At 61.3% G+C, this 23,373-nt stretch carries 22 protein-coding genes and 1 tRNA gene; 12 read left to right on the forward strand and 11 right to left on the reverse strand.

From position 1 onward, the window contains the following. Window positions 1–83: 83 nt before the first annotated feature. From AC0IPL_RS07585 to AC0IPL_RS07595, 3 genes are all read right to left on the reverse strand, one after another. A tRNA-Arg gene (locus AC0IPL_RS07585) sits at window positions 84–160 on the reverse strand. 183 nt (window positions 161–343) lie between these two features. Further along, window positions 344–913: a peptidoglycan L,D-endopeptidase MepK gene (mepK, locus tag AC0IPL_RS07590; protein ID WP_474273292.1), complete on the reverse strand. Its 570-nt coding sequence runs from the start codon at window positions 911–913 to the stop codon at window positions 344–346. Window positions 914–917: 4 nt separating this feature from the next. Continuing rightward, on the reverse strand, window positions 918–1,187 hold the full coding sequence (locus AC0IPL_RS07595; protein ID WP_474273294.1) for a hypothetical protein: 270 nt from the start codon (window positions 1,185–1,187) through the stop codon (window positions 918–920). Window positions 1,188–1,264: 77 nt separating this feature from the next. Here AC0IPL_RS07595 and AC0IPL_RS07600 point away from each other — a divergent pair, with 77 nt between their 5' ends. Genes AC0IPL_RS07600 through AC0IPL_RS07615 form a run of 4 tightly spaced genes read left to right on the forward strand, consistent with a single transcriptional unit; the run spans window position 1,265 to window position 5,526 of the window. Further along, the gene (locus AC0IPL_RS07600) at window positions 1,265–2,893 is read left to right on the forward strand and encodes a L,D-transpeptidase family protein (RefSeq protein ID WP_474273295.1); all 1,629 of its coding nucleotides are present in this window, start codon (window positions 1,265–1,267) and stop codon (window positions 2,891–2,893) included. A 38-nt stretch (window positions 2,894–2,931) separates the two neighbouring features. Next, the gene (lpxD, locus tag AC0IPL_RS07605; RefSeq protein ID WP_474273297.1) at window positions 2,932–4,005 is read left to right on the forward strand and encodes a UDP-3-O-(3-hydroxymyristoyl)glucosamine N-acyltransferase; all 1,074 of its coding nucleotides are present in this window, start codon (window positions 2,932–2,934) and stop codon (window positions 4,003–4,005) included. A 48-nt stretch (window positions 4,006–4,053) separates the two neighbouring features. Beyond that, on the forward strand, window positions 4,054–4,311 hold the full coding sequence (locus AC0IPL_RS07610) for an acyl carrier protein (RefSeq protein ID WP_474273298.1): 258 nt from the start codon (window positions 4,054–4,056) through the stop codon (window positions 4,309–4,311). A gap of 6 nt (window positions 4,312–4,317) precedes the next feature. Further along, window positions 4,318–5,526, forward strand: coding sequence for a beta-ketoacyl-[acyl-carrier-protein] synthase family protein (locus AC0IPL_RS07615; protein ID WP_474273300.1), 1,209 nt, complete (start codon window positions 4,318–4,320; stop codon window positions 5,524–5,526). Between the two features lie 81 nt (window positions 5,527–5,607). Here AC0IPL_RS07615 and AC0IPL_RS07620 read toward each other — a convergent pair whose 3' ends face one another. Further along, window positions 5,608–6,264, reverse strand: coding sequence for an invasion associated locus B family protein (locus tag AC0IPL_RS07620; RefSeq protein WP_474273301.1), 657 nt, complete (start codon window positions 6,262–6,264; stop codon window positions 5,608–5,610). Window positions 6,265–6,785: 521 nt separating this feature from the next. Between AC0IPL_RS07620 and AC0IPL_RS07625 the strand changes: the two genes are divergently transcribed. Further along, window positions 6,786–8,330 carry a helicase HerA-like domain-containing protein gene (locus tag AC0IPL_RS07625; RefSeq protein ID WP_474273303.1) on the forward strand — a complete coding sequence of 515 codons (1,545 nt, stop codon included), beginning with the start codon at window positions 6,786–6,788 and terminating at the stop codon, window positions 8,328–8,330. A gap of 106 nt (window positions 8,331–8,436) precedes the next feature. On the opposite strand, the gene AC0IPL_RS07630 is transcribed toward AC0IPL_RS07625, so the two are convergent. From AC0IPL_RS07630 to AC0IPL_RS07650, 5 genes are all read right to left on the reverse strand, one after another. Further along, the gene (locus AC0IPL_RS07630; protein WP_474273305.1) at window positions 8,437–9,759 is read right to left on the reverse strand and encodes a branched-chain amino acid ABC transporter permease; all 1,323 of its coding nucleotides are present in this window, start codon (window positions 9,757–9,759) and stop codon (window positions 8,437–8,439) included. Further along, window positions 9,756–10,766: a branched-chain amino acid ABC transporter permease gene (locus AC0IPL_RS07635; protein WP_474273307.1), complete on the reverse strand. Its 1,011-nt coding sequence runs from the start codon at window positions 10,764–10,766 to the stop codon at window positions 9,756–9,758. The genes AC0IPL_RS07630 and AC0IPL_RS07635 overlap by 4 nt, the downstream gene beginning before the upstream one ends. A gap of 3 nt (window positions 10,767–10,769) precedes the next feature. Next, a complete protein-coding gene (locus AC0IPL_RS07640) occupies window positions 10,770–11,600 on the reverse strand; it encodes an ABC transporter ATP-binding protein (protein ID WP_474273308.1) in 831 nt (276 codons plus the stop codon). Continuing rightward, entirely contained in the window at window positions 11,597–12,385 is a 789-nt protein-coding gene (locus tag AC0IPL_RS07645) for an ABC transporter ATP-binding protein (protein ID WP_474273310.1), read from the reverse strand. Before AC0IPL_RS07645 ends, AC0IPL_RS07640 begins: the two co-directional genes overlap by 4 nt. Before the next feature lie 95 nt (window positions 12,386–12,480). Further along, the gene (locus AC0IPL_RS07650) at window positions 12,481–13,674 is read right to left on the reverse strand and encodes an ABC transporter substrate-binding protein (protein WP_474273311.1); all 1,194 of its coding nucleotides are present in this window, start codon (window positions 13,672–13,674) and stop codon (window positions 12,481–12,483) included. A 188-nt stretch (window positions 13,675–13,862) separates the two neighbouring features. Between AC0IPL_RS07650 and AC0IPL_RS07655 the strand changes: the two genes are divergently transcribed. Next, a complete protein-coding gene (locus tag AC0IPL_RS07655) occupies window positions 13,863–14,966 on the forward strand; it encodes a PQQ-dependent sugar dehydrogenase (RefSeq protein ID WP_474273313.1) in 1,104 nt (367 codons plus the stop codon). 6 nt (window positions 14,967–14,972) lie between these two features. Here AC0IPL_RS07655 and AC0IPL_RS07660 read toward each other — a convergent pair whose 3' ends face one another. Further along, complete coding sequence (locus AC0IPL_RS07660) at window positions 14,973–15,983, reverse strand: GlxA family transcriptional regulator (protein ID WP_474273315.1); 1,011 nt, start codon at window positions 15,981–15,983, stop codon at window positions 14,973–14,975. 179 nt (window positions 15,984–16,162) lie between these two features. Here AC0IPL_RS07660 and AC0IPL_RS07665 point away from each other — a divergent pair, with 179 nt between their 5' ends. Further along, window positions 16,163–17,533 carry a class II 3-deoxy-7-phosphoheptulonate synthase gene (locus AC0IPL_RS07665; protein WP_474273316.1) on the forward strand — a complete coding sequence of 457 codons (1,371 nt, stop codon included), beginning with the start codon at window positions 16,163–16,165 and terminating at the stop codon, window positions 17,531–17,533. Between the two features lie 249 nt (window positions 17,534–17,782). Here AC0IPL_RS07665 and AC0IPL_RS07670 read toward each other — a convergent pair whose 3' ends face one another. Then, entirely contained in the window at window positions 17,783–18,616 is an 834-nt protein-coding gene (locus AC0IPL_RS07670) for a PAS domain-containing protein (protein ID WP_474273317.1), read from the reverse strand. Window positions 18,617–18,861: 245 nt separating this feature from the next. On the opposite strand from AC0IPL_RS07670, the gene AC0IPL_RS07675 reads away from it, so the two are divergent. From AC0IPL_RS07675 to AC0IPL_RS07695, 5 genes are all read left to right on the forward strand, one after another. Next, on the forward strand, window positions 18,862–19,758 hold the full coding sequence (locus AC0IPL_RS07675) for a YicC/YloC family endoribonuclease (protein ID WP_474273318.1): 897 nt from the start codon (window positions 18,862–18,864) through the stop codon (window positions 19,756–19,758). 17 nt (window positions 19,759–19,775) lie between these two features. Beyond that, window positions 19,776–20,417, forward strand: a complete 642-nt coding sequence (gmk, locus tag AC0IPL_RS07680) for a guanylate kinase (RefSeq protein WP_474273319.1) — start codon at window positions 19,776–19,778, stop codon at window positions 20,415–20,417. Further along, window positions 20,414–20,935, forward strand: coding sequence for a gamma carbonic anhydrase family protein (locus AC0IPL_RS07685; RefSeq protein ID WP_474273321.1), 522 nt, complete (start codon window positions 20,414–20,416; stop codon window positions 20,933–20,935). Before gmk ends, AC0IPL_RS07685 begins: the two co-directional genes overlap by 4 nt. A 96-nt stretch (window positions 20,936–21,031) precedes the next feature. Further along, window positions 21,032–22,072 (forward strand): sensor histidine kinase, encoded by a 1,041-nt coding sequence (locus AC0IPL_RS07690; protein WP_474273322.1) that lies wholly within the window; start codon window positions 21,032–21,034, stop codon window positions 22,070–22,072. A 207-nt stretch (window positions 22,073–22,279) separates the two neighbouring features. Beyond that, window positions 22,280–23,320: a substrate-binding domain-containing protein gene (locus AC0IPL_RS07695; protein WP_474273324.1), complete on the forward strand. Its 1,041-nt coding sequence runs from the start codon at window positions 22,280–22,282 to the stop codon at window positions 23,318–23,320. The last annotated feature ends 53 nt before the right edge of the window (window positions 23,321–23,373 follow it).

The following is a 23,373-nucleotide window of genomic DNA, read 5'->3' on the forward strand; positions in this document are numbered from 1 at the left end:
TATTGGGGGCCAAGGACTTTATGCACCCGATCCCGCGCTCACTCTCGAGGATCTGGCTGCAAACTTTAGCGGAGCATGTGATATGGCGCACCTGAGAGGATTCGAACCTCTGGCCTCTGCCTTCGGAGGGCAGCGCTCTATCCAGCTGAGCTACAGGTGCGTCGTTGGATCGGGGTATAACTGCGGTTGGTCGCCGCTGCAACGGGAAAAAAGACCAGCTTTCCAAAATCATCGTGCCTGCCTCTTGGCTTGGGCGCTTGGCTGGAAAGTGGCAAAAGACCCGCATGGATGCCATGCGGGTCAGCTGTCTAGACTGGGCGAATGAAGGAACAGAAGGTTGGGTTCAGCCCCGCCAGCTGCGCACGGCGCCACAGTCCATATGCACGAAATTCGACCGGTAGTATTTCCCCACACCGCCCGCGCGGCAGGCTTCCGCAGCATTGGCCATCTGCGACACCGAGCGCGACGCCAGCCGCAAGTCGGCGGCTTGGCCGCGCATGTGCAAGGATTTCTTCGCCACGCCACGCGACCGGCTGCGCAGCATCGCATTGGTCTTGGGGCTGCGATAGCCCGACAACAGCAGGTAGGGTTCGTTCACATCCAGCAGGTTGTGCGACGCAGCCATGATGTCGATGGTGCGCAGATCGATTTCCTTGACCTGATCTGTGCGCCAGTCGCGCATGAAGTGGTTCACTTCGCGCACGGCGTCCTTGATGTAGTTTCCATCGATCCAATACACCATGTCCAGCCGCTCGCCGGTGCGGCCCGAGTACATGCGGATTCGACGGATGTCGCCGCCACCGCGAAGAAATCCTGCTGCGTTGGAGAAGGTGGGTGCGGCCGCAACCGCGGTTGCTGCAAATACACCCAGAAGTGAACGCCGGGAGAATCCCGTGCCCGCGGTTTCTGTCATGTTCCTACGTCGTCCCGTACGTTTTTAGTCCTGCCTGAACACCCGATGTTACGGGCCCGTTAACCTTGCTGCGGTTAACGTGCGGCTTGTATGGCACAGCTGCTGTTTTGTTCCAATATTTCTTTGCCGCACCTTCGTGAGTAACGCGTTTTTCGGCAAATTCCCGCGCAAATGGGGAGATGTCGGGCGGTTTTCCCCGCGAATGTTGCTGTTGGGTGTCATAGACGCGGCGGCTGTGCATCACGGTTAATTTTTCGAATTTGTGAATGGACATTGGAGGCTGGCATTTACCAAGCTTTCAGATAGGCACAGTCAGAATAGAGCTTTAGGCAGATCGAGGACCAGAACACTATGATGCGCACAGCTGCAGAGAAAATCATGCTGGAGGCCAAAGCGGGCGTGTTTGCCCTTGCGCTTGGCGGCGCAATTGCGGGTGGCATTTCTTTGCCTGCGGCCGCCGATGTATCGGCGGCTTTCCGCCAATCCGTGGCCGAGGCCGCATCGGAAAATGCCTCCGTCGCGGATTTCTATCGTGAAAATGGTTACGAGGCGATCTGGACCAGCCAGGACCAGGCCGCGCGGCTGCGGCGCAGCGCGTTGCTGGCAGCGATGGGAGAAACGGCGGCGCACGGGTTGCCTGATCGGTCTGCCGAAGTGAATAAGCTGATGCAGCTGATGCGTGACGCGCGAACAGTTCGCGATTTCGGCGAGGTCGAAGCTGCGCTGAGCCAGGCGTTGGTCGATTACGCCACCGACTTGCAAACCGGTATTCTGGAGCCGCGCCGGATTGACGATGGGATTGTGCGGAAGAAGCATAGCGTGGATGCGCGGCAGTTCCTGCGAGGGATCCGCGACAATCAGCCGTTTGCCTTCATGCGAAATCTGGTGCCCGTGTCGTCACAATACCGTGCTCTGCAACGGGAAAAACTGCGGCTGGAACAGCTGATCGCCGCAGGCGGTTGGGGCGCGACGGTGAACGCCAAGAAGCTGGAGCCGGGCGACCAGGGTGCAGCCGTGGTGGCGTTGCGCAACCGGTTGATGGCGATGGGCTACCTCGGGCGCAGCGCATCGGGCAGGTATGACACTGCGCTTGAGCGTGCGGTACAAGCCTTCCAGTCCGATCACGGGTTGGCAACAGATGGCGTTGCTGGGGCTGGCACGCTGGCAGAGATCAACAGGCCCGTCAGCGACAGGCTGAAAGCGGTCATCGTCGCGATGGAGCGCGAGCGGTGGCTGAGCCCGGATCGGGGGGCGCGGCATGTGCTGGTCAACCAGACCGATTTTTCAGCCCAGATCGTCGATAATGGTGATGTTACCTTTGAAACCCGTTCGGTGATCGGCAAGAACACCCATGACCGGCGCAGTCCCGAATTCTCGGATGAGATGGAGCATATGGTGATCAACCCGAGCTGGTACGTGCCGCGCTCGATCATCACCAAGGAATACCTGCCCAAGCTGCGCAACAACCCGAACGCGGTTGGGCATATTGAAATCACCGACCGCCGTGGCCGGGTGGTGAACCGCAGCGACGCCGATTTCTCGCAGTACACCGCGCGCAACTTTCCTTATGCCATGCGTCAGCCGCCCAGCAGCAGAAATGCGTTGGGACTGGTCAAGTTCATGTTCCCGAACAAATATAATATCTATCTGCACGACACCCCGCAGAAGAGCCTGTTTGGCCGCGAAGTCCGCGCTTTCTCGCACGGGTGCATCCGGTTGGCGGAGCCGTTTGAATTCGCCTATGCGCTGCTCGCCAAACAGACTGAGGATCCAAAAGCGTTCTTTCACCGCATTTTGAACAGTGGCCGTGAAACCAAGGTGGAGCTGGAGCAGAAGGTGCCGGTGCACCTCATTTACCGGACCGCTGTGGTCTCGACCTCCGGTCATGCGGAGTTCCGCCGTGACGTTTACGGTCGGGACGCCAAGATCTGGGAGGCGCTGGAACGGGCGGGGGTGGTGCTGCCTGGCGTTCAGGGGTAAATACCAAGCCCAGACAGGATTTTCCGAGAGGGCTTGCCATGTTCACCATCCGCCAGATTGCCGATGCCCTGGGGGCCGACGCCCAGGGCGACCTGGAGCTGACAGTCACTGGCGCGGCCGAACCGCAGGACGCGGGGCCAGAACAGATCGCCATGGCCATGGCGCCCAAATACGCTGAGGGGCTGGCCAGCGGCGACGCACAGGTTGCGATGCTTTGGCAGGGCGCCGACTGGCAGGCGCTTGGGCTGCGTGCCGCGATTTTTGCGCCGCGCCCGCGAATGGCGATGTCGGGGCTGACCGCCATGCTGGACCCCGGCCAGGGCTTTGGCTCCGGCGTTCACCCCAGCGCGGTGATCGATCCGACGGCCGAACTGGGCGCTGATGTCTCGGTCGGTCCGTTCTGCGTTATCGGCGCAGGGGCGCGCATTGGGGACAGGTCCGTGATCGGTCCGCAGTGTTTCATCGGCACCGATGCTAAGATCGGCTGTGATGCCCAGCTGCGCGAAATGGTCTCGATTGGCGCACGCGCCACCATCGGCGATCGCTTCCGTGCCCAGCCGGGCGCGCGGGTCGGTGGCGACGGATTCTCCTATGTGACACCCGAGGTATCGGGCGCCGAGACGGCCCGTAAGACGCTGGGCGATCAGGGGGAGGCGAAAGCCCAGAGCTGGGTGCGCATCCATTCATTGGGCGCCGTCACCATCGGGGATGATGTCGAATTGGGCAGCAACTGCACACTGGACAACGGCACCATCCGCGACACGGTGATCGGCAATGGCAGCAAACTCGACAATCTCGTGCACGTTGGCCACAACACCCGCATTGGCAATGATTGTCTGCTGTGCGGCCAGACCGGCATTTCCGGGTCCGTCGAGATCGGCAACAATGTGGTTTTGGGCGGGCAGACCGGGGTTGGCGACAATATCTTTATTGGCGACGGGGTGATTGCCGGCGGCAGCACCAAAATCCTGTCCAACGTGCCCGCGGGCCGTGTGATCATGGGCTATCCGGCGGTGAAAATGGACACGCACACCGAAATGTACAAGGCACAGCGCCGCCTGCCACGACTGATGCGTGACATCGAATTGTTAAAAAAGGCTGTTTTCAAGTAACCCGGCAATTACTACATCTGCCGCAGCCTAACGATCGGGGATCCCTACATGAGCACGCAGGACAAGGTTATCGAAATCATTGCCGAGCAGGCGGTTCTTGAGCCATCAGATGTGACCCTGGACAGCACCCTGGACGATCTCGGCATCGACAGCCTGGGCGTGGTGGAGTGCATCTTTGCCATTGAGGAAGAGTTCGACATCTCGATCCCCTTCAACGCCAACGAACCGCAGCAAAGCGATTTTGACATCTCCAATGTCGGTGCCATTGTTGCTGGCATCAACAAGCTAATCTGCGAAAAGGCATAGGCCGCGATGAACCGCGTTGTGATCACCGGGGCCGGCACCATCAATGCCCTGGGCCACTCTGTGCCTGCCACCATGGAAGCCATGCGCGAGGGCCGTTGTGGCATCGGGCCGCTGGAGTTTCGCGATGTTGACCGCCTTGCGATCCGAATTGGCGGCCAGGTCCGAGGCTATGAGGCTGAGGGCCGGTTCAACCGTCAACAGCTGAGCCTTTATGATCGGTTCACCCAGTTTACGCTGACGGCCGCGCAGCAGGCAATCAGCCAGGCGGGGCTGGAGTTCCACGGCGAGCTGTCGGCACGGGCAGGGGTGGTGTTGGGCAATTCCGGCGGCGGGATGCAAACGCTGGATGAAAACTACCGCAGTGTTTACGAGGACGGCAAGAACCGGGTGCATCCCTTTGTGGTACCCAAGCTGATGAACAACGCCGCGGCTGGCCATGTTTCGATGCAGTATAATCTCAAAGGCCCCAGCTACACCGTCTCTACAGCTTGCGCCTCGTCAAACCACGCGATGTCGCAGGCCTTTCAGATGGTTCGCACCGGCATGAGCCCGGTCATGATCACCGGCGGATCGGAATCCATGCTGTGCTTTGGCGGGGTCAAGGCGTGGGAAGGGCTGCGGGTGATGTCCAAGGACGCTTGCCGCCCGTTCAGCGCCAACCGCAATGGTATGGTGCAGGGCGAAGGTGCTGGCATCTTCGTGTTTGAGGAATATGAGCACGCGCGCGCGCGTGACGCCGAGATCCTGTGCGAGGTGATCGGTTTTGCCATGACCTCGGATGCCTCGGACATCGTGATGCCCAGCAAGCAGGGCGCGGCGCGGGCAATCGCGGGCGCGCTGCGCGATGCCGGTGTGGATGCCTCCGAGGTCGGCTATATCAATGCGCATGGCACCGGCACCGCCGCCAACGACAAAACCGAATGCGCCGCGGTGGCGGATGTTTTTGGCCCGCACGCGGATCAGCTGATGATCTCGTCGACGAAATCGATGCACGGCCACCTGATTGGCGGCACCGGCGCGGTGGAGCTTCTGGCCTGTATCATGGCGTTGCGCGACGGGGTGATTGCCCCCACCATCGGCTACGAGGAGCCAGACCCCGAGTGTGCGCTGGACGTCGTGCCGAATGAGGCCCGGGTGGCGCGTGTGGACGTTGCTTTGTCCAATGCCTTTGCTTTTGGCGGATTGAATTCGGTGCTGGCGCTGCGCCGGGTCTGAGGCGGAGGCCACGACGCGCATAGTGAAACGCCGCGATCCTTGGGACCGCGGCGTTTTCTGTCTGCACGTGCTATGTGCAGGTTACTGTTTGACCACGTCCACCACGTTATAGCCCGCGGTGAACCCCTTCAGCGACAGATCCATTTGCACCACCTGGTCCGGTGCCGGCGCCGGGCGCAGCGACAGCACCGCTTTCTGGCCTTTCTTAAATGCGTCGATATCGCCCTGTGTCAGGCCGATCTGCGCCACGCAGCCCATCGGATTGCAGAAGGAATAGTTATAGCGCTTCGCCGGTGCGCCATCGATAGAAATGGTCAGGGCCGCCGGCAGCAGGGTTTCCAGCGGAACAATCACCGTGGCACCCGCGACCGCCTGGCCGCCTTCCTGGTCAATCCGGAACAAGGACACCTCGGCAATCGGGTTGCCCTCAGGTCCGGACAGGATTTGCAGCAGTGAGCAGGGGTCAGTTTCCGCCTCGGTCTTCACACAGGCAAGATCCCAGTCGCCGTGGGTTTCCTTGGAGTAGCGCTGACCCAGTTGCGGGCCGTCCTCGACCGGCTGGCCGAGATCCAGAAGATTGTCGGCAGTGGAGCCGGTCTGGGCGCTTTGATCCGACTGCTCGCTCTGTTGCGCGGTGTCCGGCGTTGCAGTGTCGTCGGATGCGGCTTCCTGCGCGCTCAGCGGTGCCGCAAGGGCGAGAACCGCGGCCAGCGTGATCGGGGTCAGGGACTTCAACATGAATGCCTCTTTTTTCTAAGGACGCTACCGTTGCGTTTAACACGCAGCCCAAGGGGTGTCAGGTCAATAACAGGACCCAACGGAGGATTTCCGCCGAGCCGCTCTTCAGCAGAAGCCGCTGCCAATAAACAAAAAAGGGAACCGAACGGCCCCCTTTTTCGTATGTGCGTCTCCCCGTCGGACTGGCCGACTTAGTTATTGAGAAGGACGTTACGAGAGGCCTGAGCATCGGTCAACATGCAACTTCAAAAAAAAATTGAAACCGACAGTCCTCTCCGGTCCGCAAACGGGACGTGGGCATTGTTCAGGCGAAGCGCGACGTCGATCGCATAAAAAGAAGGCCGTGCACGAGGCACGGCCAGTCTGACAGGGAGGAAATGTCCGCCCCCGGTAATCGCGTCCACCGGGAGCGGGCCTGTTCACTATGGCACCAAAAAGTTAACGCTGTATTATTATCCACAGGGGCGGCACGTTTTGTGGATCGCCACATGGGGCAGGACATAGCAAGATTGGAATTTCATATGACGGGTTCGATTTTTCTCGGCGGCGGCGGGCCGGACTATGCGGAGCAGCAAGCACTGGCGCTGAAGTATGCCAACCGGCACGGGCTGATTGCGGGAGCTACCGGCACCGGAAAGACCGTAACCCTACAAATCCTGGCCGAAGGGTTTTCCAATGCGGGGGTGCCGGTGATCCTGGCCGATGTGAAAGGCGATCTGTCCGGCCTGGCCAAGTCTGGCAGCCCTGGCCACAAGCTGCACCAGGCTTTCGCAGACCGGGCCGGCAAGATTGGTTTTGACGATTATACCTACCACGCGTGCCCAGTCACTTTCTGGGATCTTTATGGCGTGCAGGGGCATCCTGTGCGGACCACGGTTGCCGAAATGGGGCCGCTGCTGCTGTCCCGCCTGCTGGAGCTGAGCGAGGCGCAGGAGGGGATCCTGAACATCGCCTTCCGGCTTGCGGATGAGCAGGGGCTACCGCTGCTGGATCTCAAGGATCTGCAAGCCTTGCTGGTCTGGATCGGTGAAACCCGCGACCAGCTGTCGCTGCGCTATGGCAACGTGTCGACCGCGTCTATCGGGGCAATTCAGCGTCGCCTGCTGGTGCTGGAAAACCAGGGCGGTGCCGGGTTGTTTGGCGAACCGGCGCTGGCGCTGACAGATTTGATGCGCCACGACGACGCCGGGCGCGGCATGGTCAACATCCTGGCTGCCGACCGGTTGATGACGGCGCCGGGCCTTTACGCGACGTTCCTGTTATGGCTTCTTAGTGAGCTGTTCGAGGAGCTGCCAGAGGTGGGGGATCCGGACAAGCCTCGGCTGGTTTTCTTCTTTGACGAGGCGCATCTGCTTTTCGAGGACGCCCCAAAGGCCTTGGTCGACAAGGTCGAGCAGGTGGCGCGGCTGATCCGTTCCAAGGGGGTCGGGATCTATTTCATCACCCAGAACCCCTCCGACGTGCCCGAGGACATCCTGGGCCAGCTGGGCAACCGTATCCAGCACGCGCTGCGCGCCTTTACGGCCCGCGATCGCAAGAATCTGCGCCTGGCGGCAGAAACCTACCGCGAGAACCCGCGGTTTTCGACGGAGGACGCCATCCGCGAGGTCGGCGTCGGCGAAGCGGTGACCTCGATGTTACAGAAAAAGGGCGTCCCGGGCGTCGTTGAACGAACGCTGATCCGCCCGCCGAGTTCGCAACTCGGGCCGATCACGACGCAGGAGCGTGCCGCCTTTTTGCAAGGCTCGGATATGGCCGGGAAGTACGACGAGCCGCTGGATCGCCGCTCGGCTTATGAAATTCTCGCGCAGCGCGCGCAAGCCGCGGCCGGTGCAGCGGAGGCCGCGGAGACTGCTGCCGAGGCCGACGCCGAGCCGATGGCGCGGGAGTTCAACGCGGCCCGCCGTTACAGCGGTGCGCGGGTCAGCCGGTCAACATCGCGACCGGTTCGAAAGACGGACACGTTCTCCTCTGCAATGTCGCAAGCGGTGATAAAGGAGCTGAAGGGCACCACCGGCCGCCGCATCGTGCGTGGCATTCTGGGCAGCCTGTTCAAGGGGCGCTGAGGTGGGAATTGGGCTTGGCGTCGTCAAGCCCATGGTTTCGGCGAGCCTATATTTGCGCCAGAAAGAAGCAAGAACGCCGCCCGAGATGATCGGGCGGCGTTCTGTGTTATTTCTCAGGGATCAGACCGCGTGGGCTGAACCTCAGCACCAGCAACAATATCAGCCCCATTGTGAACAGCCGCATGTGCGATGCGCTTTCCAGTAGGTGAACCTTGATGGCGTTGGTGTCAGCCATGCCCGCGGTGATGGCTTCGATCACCAACAGGCCCATCGGCTCCACCTTGATCCAGAAGAACCAGATCAGCATGCCCCCCAAGACGGCACCAAAGTTGTTGCCGGAGCCACCGACAATTACCATGACCCAGATCAGAAAGGTAAAACGCAACGGATTGTAGGTGCCCGGTGTCAACTGGCTGTCCAGCGTCGTCATCATCGCCCCGGCAATACCGCAGATCGCCGACCCCAAAACAAAGATCTGTAGATGGCGGCGGGTAACATGCTTGCCCATTGCCTCAGCGGCAACTTCATTGTCGCGGATTGCGCGCATCATCCGCCCCCAGGGGCTTTTCAACGCCATTTGTGCCATCCACAAAAGGACCAGCAGCACAGCGGTGAACATCAGCGCATAGCCTGCCTTGACGTAAATGGTCGAGGCCACCACCGGATCCAAACCGAAGCCGGCGGCCTTTTCCACAAAACCGGGGTCGTTTTGGAGATCGACCTCGTAGGGCAGCGGCCGCGGCAAGCCGACGACGTTCTTCACGCCGCGCGACAGCCAGTCCTCGTTCTTGAGAACCGCGATGATGATCTCGGCAATGCCGAGCGTGGCAATCGCCAAGTAGTCAGAGCGCAGGCCCAGCGCGGTTTTGCCGATCAACCAGGCGGCCCCGGCGGCGAGCAACCCGCCCGCAGGCCAGGCCAACAGGACTGGCAGGCCGAGGCCGCCGATGTTGCCCTGCAGCGCCGGGTTGATTGCTTCGATGGCCCCCACTGCGGGGTCGAAGATTGCGCGGTACACGAAAAAGCCGACGATCAGAACGGCCGCCAGCACAGCCGCCCGCGGTTTGCCCGCGGGCATGAACCTGGTGATCATCACGGCCGCTGCAATCGTCAGCGCGCCCATTACCAATGCCATCACGATACCGACACCGCCCGCGGACCAGGCCTCGGGTACAACCGGCGTTGAGATCAGGACCACGGCCAGACCGCCAAGCGCGGTAAAACCCATGATCCCGACGTTGAACAGCCCGGCAAAGCCCCACTGGATGTTCACCCCGATCGCCATGATCGCTGAGATCAGACCCATGTTGAGGATCACCAGCGCCGAGTTCCAGGAGCCGGAGAAGAACAAGAAGTCGGTGGCGCCTTCCAGCAGGATCAGAACGCCGACCAAGACAAATAGAAGCGTGTGTTTCAGGGTCGCACTCATACCGCTTTTCCTTTGAAGAGACCGGTGGGCTTGAACAGAAGGACGACAATCAGGATCGCGAAGGAGACCGCGAATTTGTAATCCGTGCTGAGCAGCTGGACGAGGCCATCGGGCGCGGCGCTCTCTGGAAGCCCATAGGTCAGCACTTTTTTCCAGGCGTAGGTGATCGTCACCTCGGAAAAGGCGATGATGAACCCGCCGGCAATTGCGCCCAGAGGGCTGCCCAGTCCGCCGACGATGGCAGCGGCAAAGATCGGCAACAGCAACTGGAAGTAGGTGAAGGGTTTGAACGACTTGTCGAGGCCATAAAGAACCCCGGCAATTGTCGCCAGCGCCGCCACGATCATCCAGGTGTACATCACCACGCGGTCCGGGTTGATGCCGGACAGCAAGGCCAGATCCTCGTTGTCGGAATAGGCCCGCATAGACTTGCCGGTGCGCGTCTTGTTCAGGAACCAGAACAGCGCCGCCACCACGAGGATCGCGGTGATGACGGTGATCCCTTGCGTGGTCTTGATCGCCAGACCTTCGCTCAGGCCGGTCATTTGCTTGAAGGTGCGCGCCTTGATGATGAACCGTTCGCCATCGGCAAACCGCTGATCACCGGGTCCGATGATGAAACGCACAAGTCCGTTCATCATGAACATCACCCCCAGCGAGACCATCACAAAGATTACCGGTTTGGCCTTTTGCTGGCGATAGAAGCGATAGACAGTCCGGTCGGTCAGCAGCATCAGGGCAATGGTCCCGAGGATGCCGAAAGGCAGCGCCAGCAGGGCCGTCGGCAGCACGCCAAAGCTGATGCCCATCGACTGGAACCCCCAGGTGACCAGGATCGTCAGCATCGCGCCAAACGCCATGGTGTCGCCATGGGCAAAGTTCGAGAACCTTAGGATCCCGTAAATCAGCGTCACCCCCAGCGCACCCAGCGCCAGCTGGCTGCCATAGGCGAGCCCAGGGACCACAACAAAATTGGTAAGCGCCACAAGGGCGTTAAGAAGATCCATGCCTCAGCCCCCCAAGAAGGATTTGCGCACTTCCGGGTCTTCCAGAAGCTCTTTGCCGGTGCCGGTGTAGGCATTGCGCCCCTGCACCAGAACGTAACCCTTGTCCGCGATTTCAAGCGCTTGTTTCGCGTTCTGCTCCACCATCAGGATCGGCAACCCGGTGCGGGCCACCTCGATGATGCGGTCGAACAGCTCATCCATCACGATGGGAGAGACGCCCGCGGTGGGTTCATCCAGCATCAGCACCTTGGGTTGGGTCATCAACGCGCGTCCCACGGCCACCTGCTGGCGCTGGCCACCGGACAGCTCGCCTGCAGACTGGTTGCGCTTTTCCTTCAGGATCGGGAATAGGTGATAGACCTGCTCCATCGTGTCGGAAAAATCATCTGTGCGGATGAAGGCGCCCATCTCCAGGTTTTCTTCCACCGTCATCGAGGTGAAGATATTGCTGGTCTGCGGCACAAAGCCCATGCCCTTGATCACCCGGTCCTGCGGGGAGAGCTGGGTGATATCCTCGCCATCAAGCCGGACCGCGCCCGCGCGCACATCGAGCATGCCAAAGACGGCTTTCATTGCCGTGGACTTACCGGCACCGTTGGGGCCGACGATGACGGCGATTTCGCCCTTGTCGACGGCAATGGTGCACTCATGCAGGATGTCGGGGCCCTTGCCATAGCCCCCTGTCATGGTGTCGCCGATCAGGAATGGACCGCCATCTACCTTGCGGGTGAGGCCGCTTTTGGGATGGGCGGGCTGCATCGCACCCGCGCCATGCCGGTTGGTGATCGAGGCGTCTTTGTTGCCATGATCGTCCTGGTAGGGGGTGCCGCTCATGTGGCTGCCTCCAGTTTGTCTTTGTTTTTCAGACCGGTGCCCAGGTAAGCCTCGACCACCTGCTCGTTGGCCTTGATTTCGTCCAGGGTGCCCTCGGCCAGTTTCTTGCCCTCGGCCATGCAGATCACCGGGTCACAAAGACGGTCGATGAATTCCATGTCGTGCTCGATCACCACGAAGGTATAGCCGCGCTCTTCGTTCAGACGCTTGATGGCATCTGCGATGGTGTAGAGCAGAGTGCGGTTCACGCCGGCGCCGACTTCGTCGAGAAAGACGATCTTGGCGTCGACCATCATGGTGCGGCCCAACTCCAGCAGCTTCTTCTGGCCACCGGACACCTGGCCTGCCTTCAAATCGGCAATGTGGCTGATGGTCAGAAACTCCAGAACCTCGTCGGCCTTGGCGCGCAGTGCGCGTTCCTCGTCGGCGATGCGTTTGCGGCCGAACCAGGTGTTCCACAGGCTTTCGCCCGACTGCGCGCTCGGCACCATCATCAGGTTTTCCCGGCAAGTCATCGAGGAAAACTCATGCGCGATCTGAAAGGTGCGCAGCAATCCCTTGTGGAACAGCTCATGCGGCGGCAGGCCGGTGATGTCTTCACCGTCCATGGTGACGCGGCCGGAAGTGGGCTCCAGCACCCCTGCGATTACGTTGAACAAAGTGGTCTTGCCGGCCCCGTTCGGGCCGATCAGACCGGTTATGGACCCCTTAGCGATTTCAAGCGAGGCGCCATCCACCGCATGGAACCCGCCGAAGTGCTTATGCAAGTCCTCGACGACGATCATGTCATTCATCCCCTGCCGCGATTGTGCGGCCTCTAATTTGGAACAGCCCGGGCAAAACCCGGGCTGATCGTTCTTGGTTAAGTTTCAAGCGCTTATTAACGGAACCGTAGGGTCTCGTTCTTGCCGTCCTTCACTTCGATCTCGCGGTAGGAGCCTGCGCTCTCACCGGGGCCGATCAGCTCAACGCCGGTGGCACCCTGGTAATCGATGTCACCGCCTTCGGCGAGGATCTCCAGGGCCTTGCCCAGCTCACCGGGGTTGATCGGCTCGCCGGGGGCGTTGGCCACGTCCAGGATCTTGCCGACGTAGTCAGAAGGATCGGTGGAATTGGCCGCCTGCATGGCAAGCAGCAGCAGGGCCGCTGCGTCGTAGGATTCCGACGAGTAGGCGGAGGTGCCGTCAAAGCCCTCTTCCTTGGCCATTTCGGCAAAGATCTCGGCGCCCTTGCTGTCGGACCCTGCGATCTGGCCGAACGAGCCGTCGAGGTCGGGGCCGATGTTTTTGGGCAGGGATTCACCGATCATACCGTCGGGCAGGCCGAAGGTGTCAAAGGCACCGCTGTCAAGCGCGCCCTGAATGATGCCCAGACCGCCCTGGTCCAGATAGCCTGCAACAACCAGCACATCGCCACCGGCCGACGCCAGCGCGCCGACTTCAGCGGAATAGTCGCCCTTGCCGTCCTCATGCGCGGTCACGATGGTAACTGTGCCGCCAGATTCCTCAAAGGAGGACTGAATGGAGTCGGCCAGACCCTTGCCGTAATCGTTGTTGGTATAGGTCAGAGCGATCGATTCAACACCACGGTCCTTCAGGATCTCTGCCATGATCTGGCCCTGGCGCGCGTCCGACGGGGTGGTCCGGAAGAACAGGCCGTTGTCCTCCATCGAGGTCAGGCCCGGAGAGCTTGCCGAGGGAGAGATCATGACCATACCGTTGGGCAGAGCCACGTTCTGCAGGATCGCGCCTGTCACGCCGGAGCAGTCGCCGCCCACGATACCGTTGATGCCTTCAGCCAGCAGCTTTTCCGCGTTTGCGGTGGCCAGGCCGTTGTCGATGCAGCCGGTGTCAGCGCGGACCGGGGTCACCGTGGCGCTGTCCAGCAGCTTGCCGGATTTGGTGATCTCTTCCATCGCCATCTCTGCGCCCTGCGCCATCGACGGTGTCAGCGATTCGATCGGACCGGTGAAGCCGAACAGAAGGCCCAGTTTCACTTCTTTGGCGTGGCCACCCGCAAAAGCGGTGCCTGCGGTCAGCGCGGCGGCGGCCGTGGCCATAAGCAGCTTTTTCATTTGAGTACTCCCTCATCTTGGAACAAGAATGTTCACATCGGACCCTAGGCATGCCGGAAAAGAAAGAAAAGTCTTATTGACCGGCGTCATCTCCCCAGGGCCGTCCTCAGTGCGCTGGCCCTCCGTCAGTTCCCCTGAGACAGCGCCGCTTGGCTCTACAGCGGAAACGGAGAAAGGAAAAGTTGGAAATGCGACAAAAAGCGGCATTCGGAGCGATGTTATTGGTCTTTCTGGCTATTTTCAGAGCCGTTCAAGCGGAAACTTTGGGCAGCAGCCTCGGCGCGCTCACCGTGACGCGGGTGGCAGACGGGTTTGAGGTGCCCTGGGCGCTGGCGTTTCTGCCCAATGGCGGGCTGCTTGTGACAGAGCGCGCGGGCAGCTTGCACTACGTTAAAGACGGCCGCGTACAAAAGGTGCGCGGCGGGCCTAAAGTGGTGGACGAGGGGCAGGGCGGCCTGCTGGACGTGATGGTGCCACGTGATTTCGCCAGCAGCCGCGAGGTGTTCCTGACCTACAGCAAACGCCAAGGGCGTGGGGCCGGCACGGCGCTGGCGGTGGCACGGCTCAGTGCCGATCACAGCCGGTTGGACGGGGTGCGACAGCTGTTCGAGGCGGCGCCGGGTGCGACGGGCGGCCGTCACTTCGGCGCCCGCGTGGTGGAGGCGCGCGACGGCACTCTGTTTGTCTCCCTAGGGGAGCGCGGTGACAGGCCCAGCGCGCAGGATCTGCGGCGGCATCAAGGATCGGTGGTGCGCATAATGCGCGACGGTGCCGTCCCTGGCGGCAATCCCTTTGCGGATCGCAATGATGCCCAGCCCGAGATCTGGTCCTACGGCCACCGCAACCCGCAAGGCATGGCATTGGATTTGCAGGGCAACCTATGGGTCGCGGAACATGGCGCGCGCGGCGGCGACGAGGTGAACCGGATCCGTCGCGGTGCAAATTACGGCTGGCCGGTGATCTCATATGGTCGTCACTACTCAGGTCGCAAGATCGGCGAGGGCACCGCCAAGGCGGGCATGCAGCAGCCAGAGTGGTACTGGGATCCCTCCATCGCGCCATCGGGCATGATGATTTACTCCGGCAAGATGTGGCCGCAGTGGCGCGGCGACATCTTTGTCGGCTCGCTGAAGTTTGACTATATCGCCCGCCTGTCCGGCCAGCCCCTGCGGGAGGTTGAGCAGTTGCGCGGCCCAATGACGGGCCGCATCCGCGACGTGCAGGAGGCCGCCGACGGCAGCATCTGGTTCGCTTCGGAAACCGAAGGCGCGATTTTCAGGCTGTCCCGCTGAGCGGCCTCACGCCTTTTGCGCCGCCGCAGCTGCCTTGCTGCCCCGCTCGCGGTAAGGCGTGGTGTCATAGTGGGCGCGGTAGCATTTGGAGAAATGCGACGGCGAAGCAAAGCCGCAGGCGAGGGCTACGTTGATCACGCTCATGTCGGTCTGCATCAGCAGATTTCGCGCCTTTTGCAGCCGAAGTTCCATGTAATACCGCTTGGGAGAGCGGTTCAGGTAACGCCGGAACAATCGCTCCAGCTGGCGGGTGGACATGCCTACATCCTGCGCCAGGATCGAAGGGCTGATCGGCTCTTCGATATTGGCTTCCATCATCTGGATCACCAGTGACAGCTTCGGGTGGCGCACCCCGATCCGGGTCGGGATCGACAGCCGCTGGGTATCCTGATCGGTGCGGATCGATGAATAGATCAGCTGATCCGCTACGGCATTCGCCAGGTCCTCGCCGTGGTCATTGGCGATCAGTTTGAGCATCAAGTCGATGGACGATGTGCCGCCCGCCGTGGACAGCCGGTTGCCGTCGATCACAAAGACCGACTTGCTCAGCTCGACCTCGTCAAATTCTTCGGCAAAACTGTCCGCGTTCTCCCAATGGATCGTCGCCCGTCTTCCGTCCAACAGCCCGGCCCTGGCCAGTACGTAGGACGCGGTACACAGCCCACCGATGGTCAGCCCCTTGCGGGCCTCGCGGCGCAGCCAGGACAGCAGTTTCTTGCTGGTCGCGTCCTGCACATCGATGCCGGAACAAAGAATCATCACGTCGTCGCGATGCAGGTCCATCAGGTCGCTATCGAGCTTGAAAGTCGTTCCCGCCGAACAGGTTACAGTGTCGCCGCCTTCGCCGATAAGCGACCAGGAATAGGTGTCGCCGCCGTTCATCCGATTTGCGATGCGCAAACATTCCACCGCAGACGCATAAGAAAGCATGGTGAAATTGTCGAGAAGCACAAAGACGAACCGCTTGGGCTGGCCGGCTTCAAGTCTGGAATCAGCAGGCTTGCGTTGCGTCTGCATGGCGAGCGTCCTTCAAGAAACAAGTCGGTCCGCGGTGTGACGCCGCGGCAGGTCGCAAGACCGTGCTCACAGCTTGTTGCCAGGGTCAAGTGGCGGCAATTCTAAACTGGTCACCCTGCCGCGGATTTCGTATAGATGCCCCCACTATATATTTAGGTCCACTTCAGCGGAGTAAAGTCATGAGCGAATGGCAAAAAACGGGCTGGCGCCAGAAACCGCGGGTTCAGATGCCGGACTATACGGATGCGGCGGCGCTGTCCGCCGTCGAAGGCCAGCTTGCCAACTTTCCGCCGCTGGTTTTCGCAGGCGAGGCGCGCCGCCTGAAACAGCATCTGGGTGCTGCCGGTCGCGGCGAGGCATTCCTGCTGCAAGGTGGCGACTGTGCCGAGAGTTTCGACCAGTTCAGCGCCGATGCGATCCGCGACACGTTTAAGGTGATGTTGCAGATGGCGATGGTGCTGACCTATGGCGCCAAGGTGCCGGTCATCAAGGTCGGCCGCATGGCGGGCCAATTTGCCAAGCCGCGCAGCGCACCCACGGAGATCATCGATGGTGTGGAGCTGCCCAGCTATCGCGGCGACATCATCAACGATCTGGCATTCTCCCCGGAATCCCGCATCCCCAATCCGCAGAAGATGCTGCAGGCCTATACCCAGGCGGCCGCAACGGTGAACCTCCTGCGCGCCTTCTCCACTGGTGGCTTTGCGGACATGAGCCGGGTCCATGCCTGGACGCTCGGCTTCACCGATGAGCAGGAGGTCCAGAAGTATAGCGAAATCGCCAGCCGGATTCAGGACTCCATTGATTTCATGCGCGCGGCCGGCATCAACGCCGAGACCACGCATGAATTCTCCAGCGTCGAGTTCTACACTAGCCACGAGGGCCTGCTGCTGGAATACGAAGAGGCGCTGACCCGGCTGGATTCCACCTCCGGCAAATGGCTGGCAGGCTCCGGCCACATGATCTGGATCGGTGATCGCACCCGCCAGCCGGACGGGGCGCATGTGGAGTTCTGCCGCGGCGTGCTGAACCCGATTGGCCTGAAGTGTGGCCCGACCACCACCGCCGAGGATCTCAAGATCTTGATGGCCAAGCTGAACCCGGAAAACGAGGAGGGCAAACTGACCCTGATCGCGCGGTTTGGCGCGGGCAAGGCCGGCGAGCACCTGCCGCGGCTTGTCAAGGCGGTGAAGGAAGAGGGCGCCAATGTCACCTGGGTCTGCGACCCGATGCATGGCAACACCATCAAGTCCTCGACCGGGTACAAGACCCGTCCGTTCGACAGCGTGCTGCGCGAAGTGCGCGACTTTTTCGGGGTACACAGCGCCGAGGGCACCGTTCCCGGCGGTGTGCATTTCGAGATGACCGGCCAGGACGTGACGGAATGCACCGGCGGTGTGCGCGCCGTGACCGAGGAGAACCTCAGCGATCGCTACCACACCGCCTGCGATCCGCGGCTGAACGCCAGCCAATCTTTGGAACTGGCGTTCCTGGTGGCTGAAGAGCTGTCGAGCCTGCGAGCGGCGCAGGCAGCCCGTCAGGCAGGCTGATCGAAGATCGTTGGCGCGGCCCCGCTTCATTGTCGCCGCCGCGCCGTCCGCGACTGTTGCCGGATCAAAAAAACGCCCCGTGGAGTTCTCCACGGGGCGTAGTGCGTTCAAGTGCTATGACCGTAGACTTGAATCGTAGATTGAGGGCGCAACCGGACGCGTTTTAGGGCGAACGCTGTCGCGTCGGTATTTGGCCTGCTGTGTCTGCCTCCCCCCCCGGTGGCCGACAGCAGCAGTCTGCTCCGGTGATCAGTCGCGGCTGACCACTAGGCGCAGGTGAGAAGCTTTCTTTCCGCCGCGAGAAGAGCTGTCGCTCGGGGCAGCCGCGTCCTGCGCCGGTGTGCGGCGGCTGCGGTCCAGCAGAGCCTTGGCCTCGTCGAGGATGGACCGTTCGTGCTTGAAGCGAGCCTGCACCTCCTCGAAGCCTTCGTTCGGGCTGTTGACATCCACCGGCTGCTTGTCGTCTTCGCTGCGGGGTTTTGCCTTGAATTCCGGTGCGGCATCATCGGCGGGCGCACTGCTGACCGCGCGCATTTCGATGGAGGTGATCGAAAAACGCTGAGACGTCACGGTGGTGCCTTCGTCGGCGACCAGAACCCCCAATACCCGGCTGATGTCGCCCAGGTCGCTGCGCAGCGGAAGCAGCAGCATCCGGGCCGTGCGTGGTGTTCGCAGGCGGGGGGCTTCGATTTGAAGGCCGAGTTCAACGATTGCAGGAGTCTCGAACATATGCTCCATGGCGGAACTGAGCTGTTTGCGGGCGTCGGTGGTGAAGAAGGCGGTTGCGGGCATGCCGCGCACCTCCATCCCGGCCAGTTCGTTGACCAGCGTGCCGGCCAGACGGAACCGCGCGATACCGGGCGCGATACGTTCCAGGATGAAAGTATTGCTCAGGATGTTTTCCAGACCGCGCGGATCAATCTGCGAGCGGCTCGGCACATCGTCGCCACGGCGCAGCGCGGTCCAATAGGCCTCTGCCTGGCGCAGAGGCGACAGCGGGCCACCCTTGCGGAAACGGTTCATCGATACAACCTTCTTTTGGTTGCCGTCGGTCTTGGTTCCACTGCGACTGCCAAACGTCATTTCATTATCCCCTAGAACCCCGGTCACTTGTTTTGCCCCCCGGCAGCAGCGTGCTGCGTTAAGACTTAGGACCAGCTTGGTTACCCTGAAGTTAAGATGACACAATATAAATCAAATTTGGACTAAATCTTTAAGCAATGGTTAACGCGGCCCAGTTTGCCCGTGTCGGCGATAGCTCTTGCGCCCGGTCGCGCCATGGCAGTAGACCGGATCAACCCTGTTTTCCACGAGAAAGGCCTGCCCATATGACCATCCGCAGCATGACCGCCTTCGCTTCCGCCCAGGGCAACCTTGGGCCGCACAGCTGGAGCTGGGAGCTGCGCTCTGTCAATGCCAAGGGGCTGGACCTGCGCCTGCGGGTGCCGGACTGGCTGGATGGGCTGGAGGCCCATGTGCGCAAGGCTTTGGGTGCGGCTTTGACACGCGGGAGCGTGTCCCTGACCCTTCGGGTGTCGCGGGCCGAAGACGGCGCCGGGCAGATGCAAGTCAATACGCCTGTGCTGCAATCGCTGGTCCGTGCCTTGGCCGAGGCCGAGGACATCGCACGGCAAAATCAGGTGGATCTTGGCCCAACATCGGCGGCCGACTTGCTGGGCTTTCGCGGTGTGCTGGAACAGGCTTCGGGCGATGATGATCCCGCGCCGCTGGTTGCCCAGATGCAGACGGAATTGCGAAAACTTCTGCAAGATTTTGTTCAAATGCGTGAAGGCGAAGGCGTGGCGCTGGCCCAAATCCTTAACGACCAGCTGGATCAGGTTGCGGCGCTGACCCGTCGGGCGGGCGAGCAGGCCGCGGATCGCAAGACCCGGATGGCCGACACCCTGCGGTCCAACCTGGCCCGTGTGATGGACAATGCTGAGGGCGTCGATCCAGACCGGCTGGCGCAGGAACTGGCGTTGATCGCGGTCAAGGCGGATGTCACCGAGGAGCTGGACCGTCTGGCAGCCCACGTGGCCGCTGCGCGCGATCTGCTGCGCAAGGGCGGCGCGGTGGGCCGACGGCTGGATTTCCTGATGCAGGAATTCAACCGCGAAGCCAACACTCTGTGCTCCAAAGCGCAGCACAGCGGCTTGACGGCGGTCGGGCTGGAGTTGAAAACCGTGATCGACCAGATGCGCGAGCAGGTGCAGAACATCGAATAAGTATAAGGAGTGCCAAGATGGCGGATCGCCGCGGCCTTTTGATTATCCTCTCGTCGCCTTCGGGGGCGGGCAAGTCCACCTTGGCGCGTCGGCTGATGACCTGGGATCCGGGTCTGAAATTCTCGGTTTCCGCGACCACCCGCGCCCCGCGCCCCGGCGAGGAACACGGGCGCGAGTATTACTTCCTGTCGGAGGATGAGTTCAAACAGCAGGTTGCCAAGGGTGAGATGCTGGAACATGCCCATGTCTTCGGCAATTTCTACGGCTCGCCGGCAGGCCCGGTGCGTGACACCATCGAATCCGGGCAGGATGTTCTATTTGACGTCGACTGGCAGGGGGAGATCCAGATCCGCAATTCGGATTTGGGCAAGCACGCGCTGTCGATCTTTATTCTGCCTCCGTCGATCACCGAACTGCGCCGCCGTCTGGAGACGCGTGCGCAGGACAGCGATGATGTCATCTCCAAGCGAATGATGAAAAGCTGGGACGAAATCAGCCACTGGGGCTATTACGACTATGTGCTTGTCAATGATGATCTGGACGATACCGAGGCCAAGCTGAAAACCATCGTCGAGGCCGAGCGCATGCGTCGTATTCAGCAACCGCGGCTTCAGGACCATGTGCGCACCCTGCAAACCCAGTTCGAGGAACAGTCATGACGATCTATGCCCTGGGCGAACACAAGCCACAGATCCACGCCGACACCTGGGTCGCCCCCGATGCAAATCTTGTCGGCAAGGTGGTGATGGAGGCCGGCGCGTCGATCTGGTTCGGCGTCACCATTCGCGCCGACCATGAGGAAATCCGCATCGGCGAAGGCACCAATGTGCAGGAAAACGTGGTGATGCACATTGATGCCGGCTATCCACTGACGATTGGCAAGAATTGCACCATCGGCCACAAGGCGATGCTGCACGGCTGCATCATTGGTGAAAACACCCTGATCGGCATGGGCGCGACCATTTTGAACGGGGCGAAGATCGGCAAAAACTGTCTGATCGGGGCAGGGGCCTTGATTACCGAAAGCAAGGAAATCCCCGACAATTCGCTGGTGATGGGCAGCCCTGGCAAGGTCGTGCGCCAAGTCGACGATGCGCTGGCCGCACAGCTGAGCGAAAGCGCGCGGCACTACCAGGACAACATGCGCCGGTTTCGCGACGAGCTGAAGCCATTATAAGCACGGCTGCGCCTCCGGGCACCGGGCCACCCGCGCTGCCACATCAGTTTTACATGGCGGCGCTAATCAGGCCGGACCTTCACCTGCGGGGACCCGATGACACCTGAGATCATAGATGGCTTTCTGGCGGCAATTCCGCACCCGGCGGTGCTGATCGATCAGACCGAACGGTTCATTGCCCTCAACCCCGAAGCCGCGGCATTGCTGGGCGGAGGCGTGAAAGGGCGCCATTTCGCCACCATTTTGCGTCAGCCCAGCGTCACCTCTGCCGTCGAGAGCTGCCTGCGCGACCGCGCCCCGCGCAAAGCGCGCCACCTGTCGAATGATGGCGCTCAGGACACGACCTTTGTGGTGAACCTGCGGTATGTACCTGGGGTGGGCGCGGTCGATGGCGGCGCGGTTCTGATCTGTTTCGAGGATACCACAGAACGTGAGCAGGCCACCCAGATGCGCCGCGATTTTGTCGCCAACGTCAGCCATGAGCTGCGCACGCCGCTGACCGCGCTGATCGGTTTCATCGAGACCCTGCGTGGCCCTGCGCGCGAGGACAGCGCCGCCCGCGATCGGTTCCTGGACATCATGGCAGGCGAGGCGAGCCGCATGAACCGTCTGGTTGGGGATCTTCTGTCGCTGAACCGGGTCGAAAGCGAGGAACGCGTGCGGCCCAAGGCGCAAGTTGATCTTGCAGCGCATCTGGGCTCGACCCTGCGCACCCTGGCGCCATTGGCCAAGGCCGGCGGCGTCACGTTGGAGCTGGACACACCGGACAGCTGTCCGCCCGTCACCGGAGATCCTGACCAGTTGCAGCAGGTTTTCACCAATCTCGTGGAAAATGCCATCAAGTATGGCGGTGACCGGGTGCGGGTCGTGCTGAGCTTTGCCGACCGCGATCCCGCGGTGCGCGCCGCTGCCGCGCGCGTTCAGGTGATCGACAACGGGCCGGGCATTGACCCGGTCCACCTGCCGCGCCTGACCGAGCGCTTTTACCGCGCCGACAGTCATCGTTCGCGCGAAAAGGGCGGCACCGGGCTCGGGCTGGCGATTGTCAAACACATCGTCAATCGCCACCGCGGTCGGCTGCGCGTCGAGAGCGATTTGGGCCACGGGGCGACGTTTACAGTCATTTTGCCCCGGTAAGGACCGGACTGTCCGACCCGCCGACATCAGGCTGCCACCCACTGCTGTGGCCGCTTTTGTCGGGATTGCATCACTTTTTTTGCGCTGCGGGCGGCCCTTGTCATACAGCTGTTACACAGGCGTCACAAAAGCCTCATCAGCGTCTTTTAGGAGAGGCCACAAGATCATCGTGGGGGTGATCGACCATTGAAACTCTTGGAGACTCAGATGTCCTTTGTGAAACTGACCGCATCCGCCCTGGCAATTTCCGCTGTATCCGCCACTGCTGCCGCTGCGCGCGACCAGGTGCAGGTTGCCGGTTCGTCCACCGTTCTGCCCTATGCTTCGATCGTTGCCGAAGCCTTTGGCGAAAACTTCGACTTCCCGACTCCGGTTGTTGAATCCGGCGGCTCCTCGGCGGGGCTCAAGCGGTTCTGCGAAGGCGTCGGTGAGAACACCATCGACGTTGCCAATGCCTCGCGCAAGATCAAGGACAAGGAAATCGCCGTCTGTGCCGAAAACGGCGTCACCGACATCATTGAGGTGCGTATCGGATACGATGGCATCGTCTTTGCCTCCGACATCAATGCCAACGCCTTCGAATACACCCCGACGGATTGGTTCCTGGCACTGTCCGACAAGGTGCTGGTCGACGGTCAACTGGTCGACAACCCGAACCAGACCTGGGCCGATGTGAACCCGAACTTCCCGGCTGTCGACATCCAGGCCTTTGTTCCGGGCACCAAGCACGGCACCCGTGAAGTGTTCGAAGACAAGGTGATCCTGGCCGGTTGCGAAGCTACCGGTGCCTTTGACGCCTTCAAGGAAGCCAACGGCGGCGACAAGAAAGCAGCCGAAAAAGCCTGTATCGCCCTGCGCACCGACGGCAAATCCGTCGATATCGACGGCGACTACACCGAGACCCTGGCTCGCATCGAGAGCAACAAGGACGGCGTGGGCGTCTTTGGTCTGGCGTTCTATGAAAACAACACCGACAAGCTGCAGGTTGCGACCATGTCCGGCGTGGTTCCGTCGACCGAGAGCATTGCCACCGGCGAATACCCGGTGTCCCGGCCGCTGTTCTTCTATGTCAAGAAAGCCCACATCGGCGTGATCCCCGGCTTGAAAGAATATGCCGAGTTCTTCGTCGCCGATGAGGTTGCCGGTCCCGATGGCCCGCTGGCCGAATACGGACTGGTTGCGGATCCGGAACTGGCCGACACCCAGGAAGCCGTGAGCCAAGAGACCGTGATGGGCGGCAATTCCTGATCCGGCCCCGCGACTGAACTAGTGACGCCGGGGCGGTTCCGACCGCCCCGGTT

Source organism: Leisingera sp. SA32, assembly GCF_056033425.1.

Bases quoted from the DNA above. Each gene is read 5' to 3' on its own strand.
- mepK (WP_474273292.1), bottom strand. From the start codon at position 913: ATGACAGAAACCGCGGGCACGGGATTCTCCCGGCGTTCACTTCTGGGT.
- AC0IPL_RS07595 (WP_474273294.1), bottom strand. From the start codon at position 1,187: ATGTCCATTCACAAATTCGAAAAATTAACCGTGATGCACAGCCGCCGC.
- AC0IPL_RS07600 (WP_474273295.1), top strand. From the start codon at position 1,265: ATGATGCGCACAGCTGCAGAGAAAATCATGCTGGAGGCCAAAGCGGGC.
- lpxD (WP_474273297.1), top strand. From the start codon at position 2,932: ATGTTCACCATCCGCCAGATTGCCGATGCCCTGGGGGCCGACGCCCAG.
- AC0IPL_RS07610 (WP_474273298.1), top strand. From the start codon at position 4,054: ATGAGCACGCAGGACAAGGTTATCGAAATCATTGCCGAGCAGGCGGTT.
- AC0IPL_RS07615 (WP_474273300.1), top strand. From the start codon at position 4,318: ATGAACCGCGTTGTGATCACCGGGGCCGGCACCATCAATGCCCTGGGC.
- AC0IPL_RS07620 (WP_474273301.1), bottom strand. From the start codon at position 6,264: ATGTTGAAGTCCCTGACCCCGATCACGCTGGCCGCGGTTCTCGCCCTT.
- AC0IPL_RS07625 (WP_474273303.1), top strand. From the start codon at position 6,786: ATGACGGGTTCGATTTTTCTCGGCGGCGGCGGGCCGGACTATGCGGAG.
- AC0IPL_RS07630 (WP_474273305.1), bottom strand. From the start codon at position 9,759: ATGAGTGCGACCCTGAAACACACGCTTCTATTTGTCTTGGTCGGCGTT.
- AC0IPL_RS07635 (WP_474273307.1), bottom strand. From the start codon at position 10,766: ATGGATCTTCTTAACGCCCTTGTGGCGCTTACCAATTTTGTTGTGGTC.
- AC0IPL_RS07640 (WP_474273308.1), bottom strand. From the start codon at position 11,600: ATGAGCGGCACCCCCTACCAGGACGATCATGGCAACAAAGACGCCTCG.
- AC0IPL_RS07645 (WP_474273310.1), bottom strand. From the start codon at position 12,385: ATGATCGTCGTCGAGGACTTGCATAAGCACTTCGGCGGGTTCCATGCG.
- AC0IPL_RS07650 (WP_474273311.1), bottom strand. From the start codon at position 13,674: ATGAAAAAGCTGCTTATGGCCACGGCCGCCGCCGCGCTGACCGCAGGC.
- AC0IPL_RS07655 (WP_474273313.1), top strand. From the start codon at position 13,863: ATGCGACAAAAAGCGGCATTCGGAGCGATGTTATTGGTCTTTCTGGCT.
- AC0IPL_RS07660 (WP_474273315.1), bottom strand. From the start codon at position 15,983: ATGCAGACGCAACGCAAGCCTGCTGATTCCAGACTTGAAGCCGGCCAG.
- AC0IPL_RS07665 (WP_474273316.1), top strand. From the start codon at position 16,163: ATGAGCGAATGGCAAAAAACGGGCTGGCGCCAGAAACCGCGGGTTCAG.
- AC0IPL_RS07670 (WP_474273317.1), bottom strand. From the start codon at position 18,616: ATGACGTTTGGCAGTCGCAGTGGAACCAAGACCGACGGCAACCAAAAG.
- AC0IPL_RS07675 (WP_474273318.1), top strand. From the start codon at position 18,862: ATGACCATCCGCAGCATGACCGCCTTCGCTTCCGCCCAGGGCAACCTT.
- gmk (WP_474273319.1), top strand. From the start codon at position 19,776: ATGGCGGATCGCCGCGGCCTTTTGATTATCCTCTCGTCGCCTTCGGGG.
- AC0IPL_RS07685 (WP_474273321.1), top strand. From the start codon at position 20,414: ATGACGATCTATGCCCTGGGCGAACACAAGCCACAGATCCACGCCGAC.
- AC0IPL_RS07690 (WP_474273322.1), top strand. From the start codon at position 21,032: ATGACACCTGAGATCATAGATGGCTTTCTGGCGGCAATTCCGCACCCG.
- AC0IPL_RS07695 (WP_474273324.1), top strand. From the start codon at position 22,280: ATGTCCTTTGTGAAACTGACCGCATCCGCCCTGGCAATTTCCGCTGTA.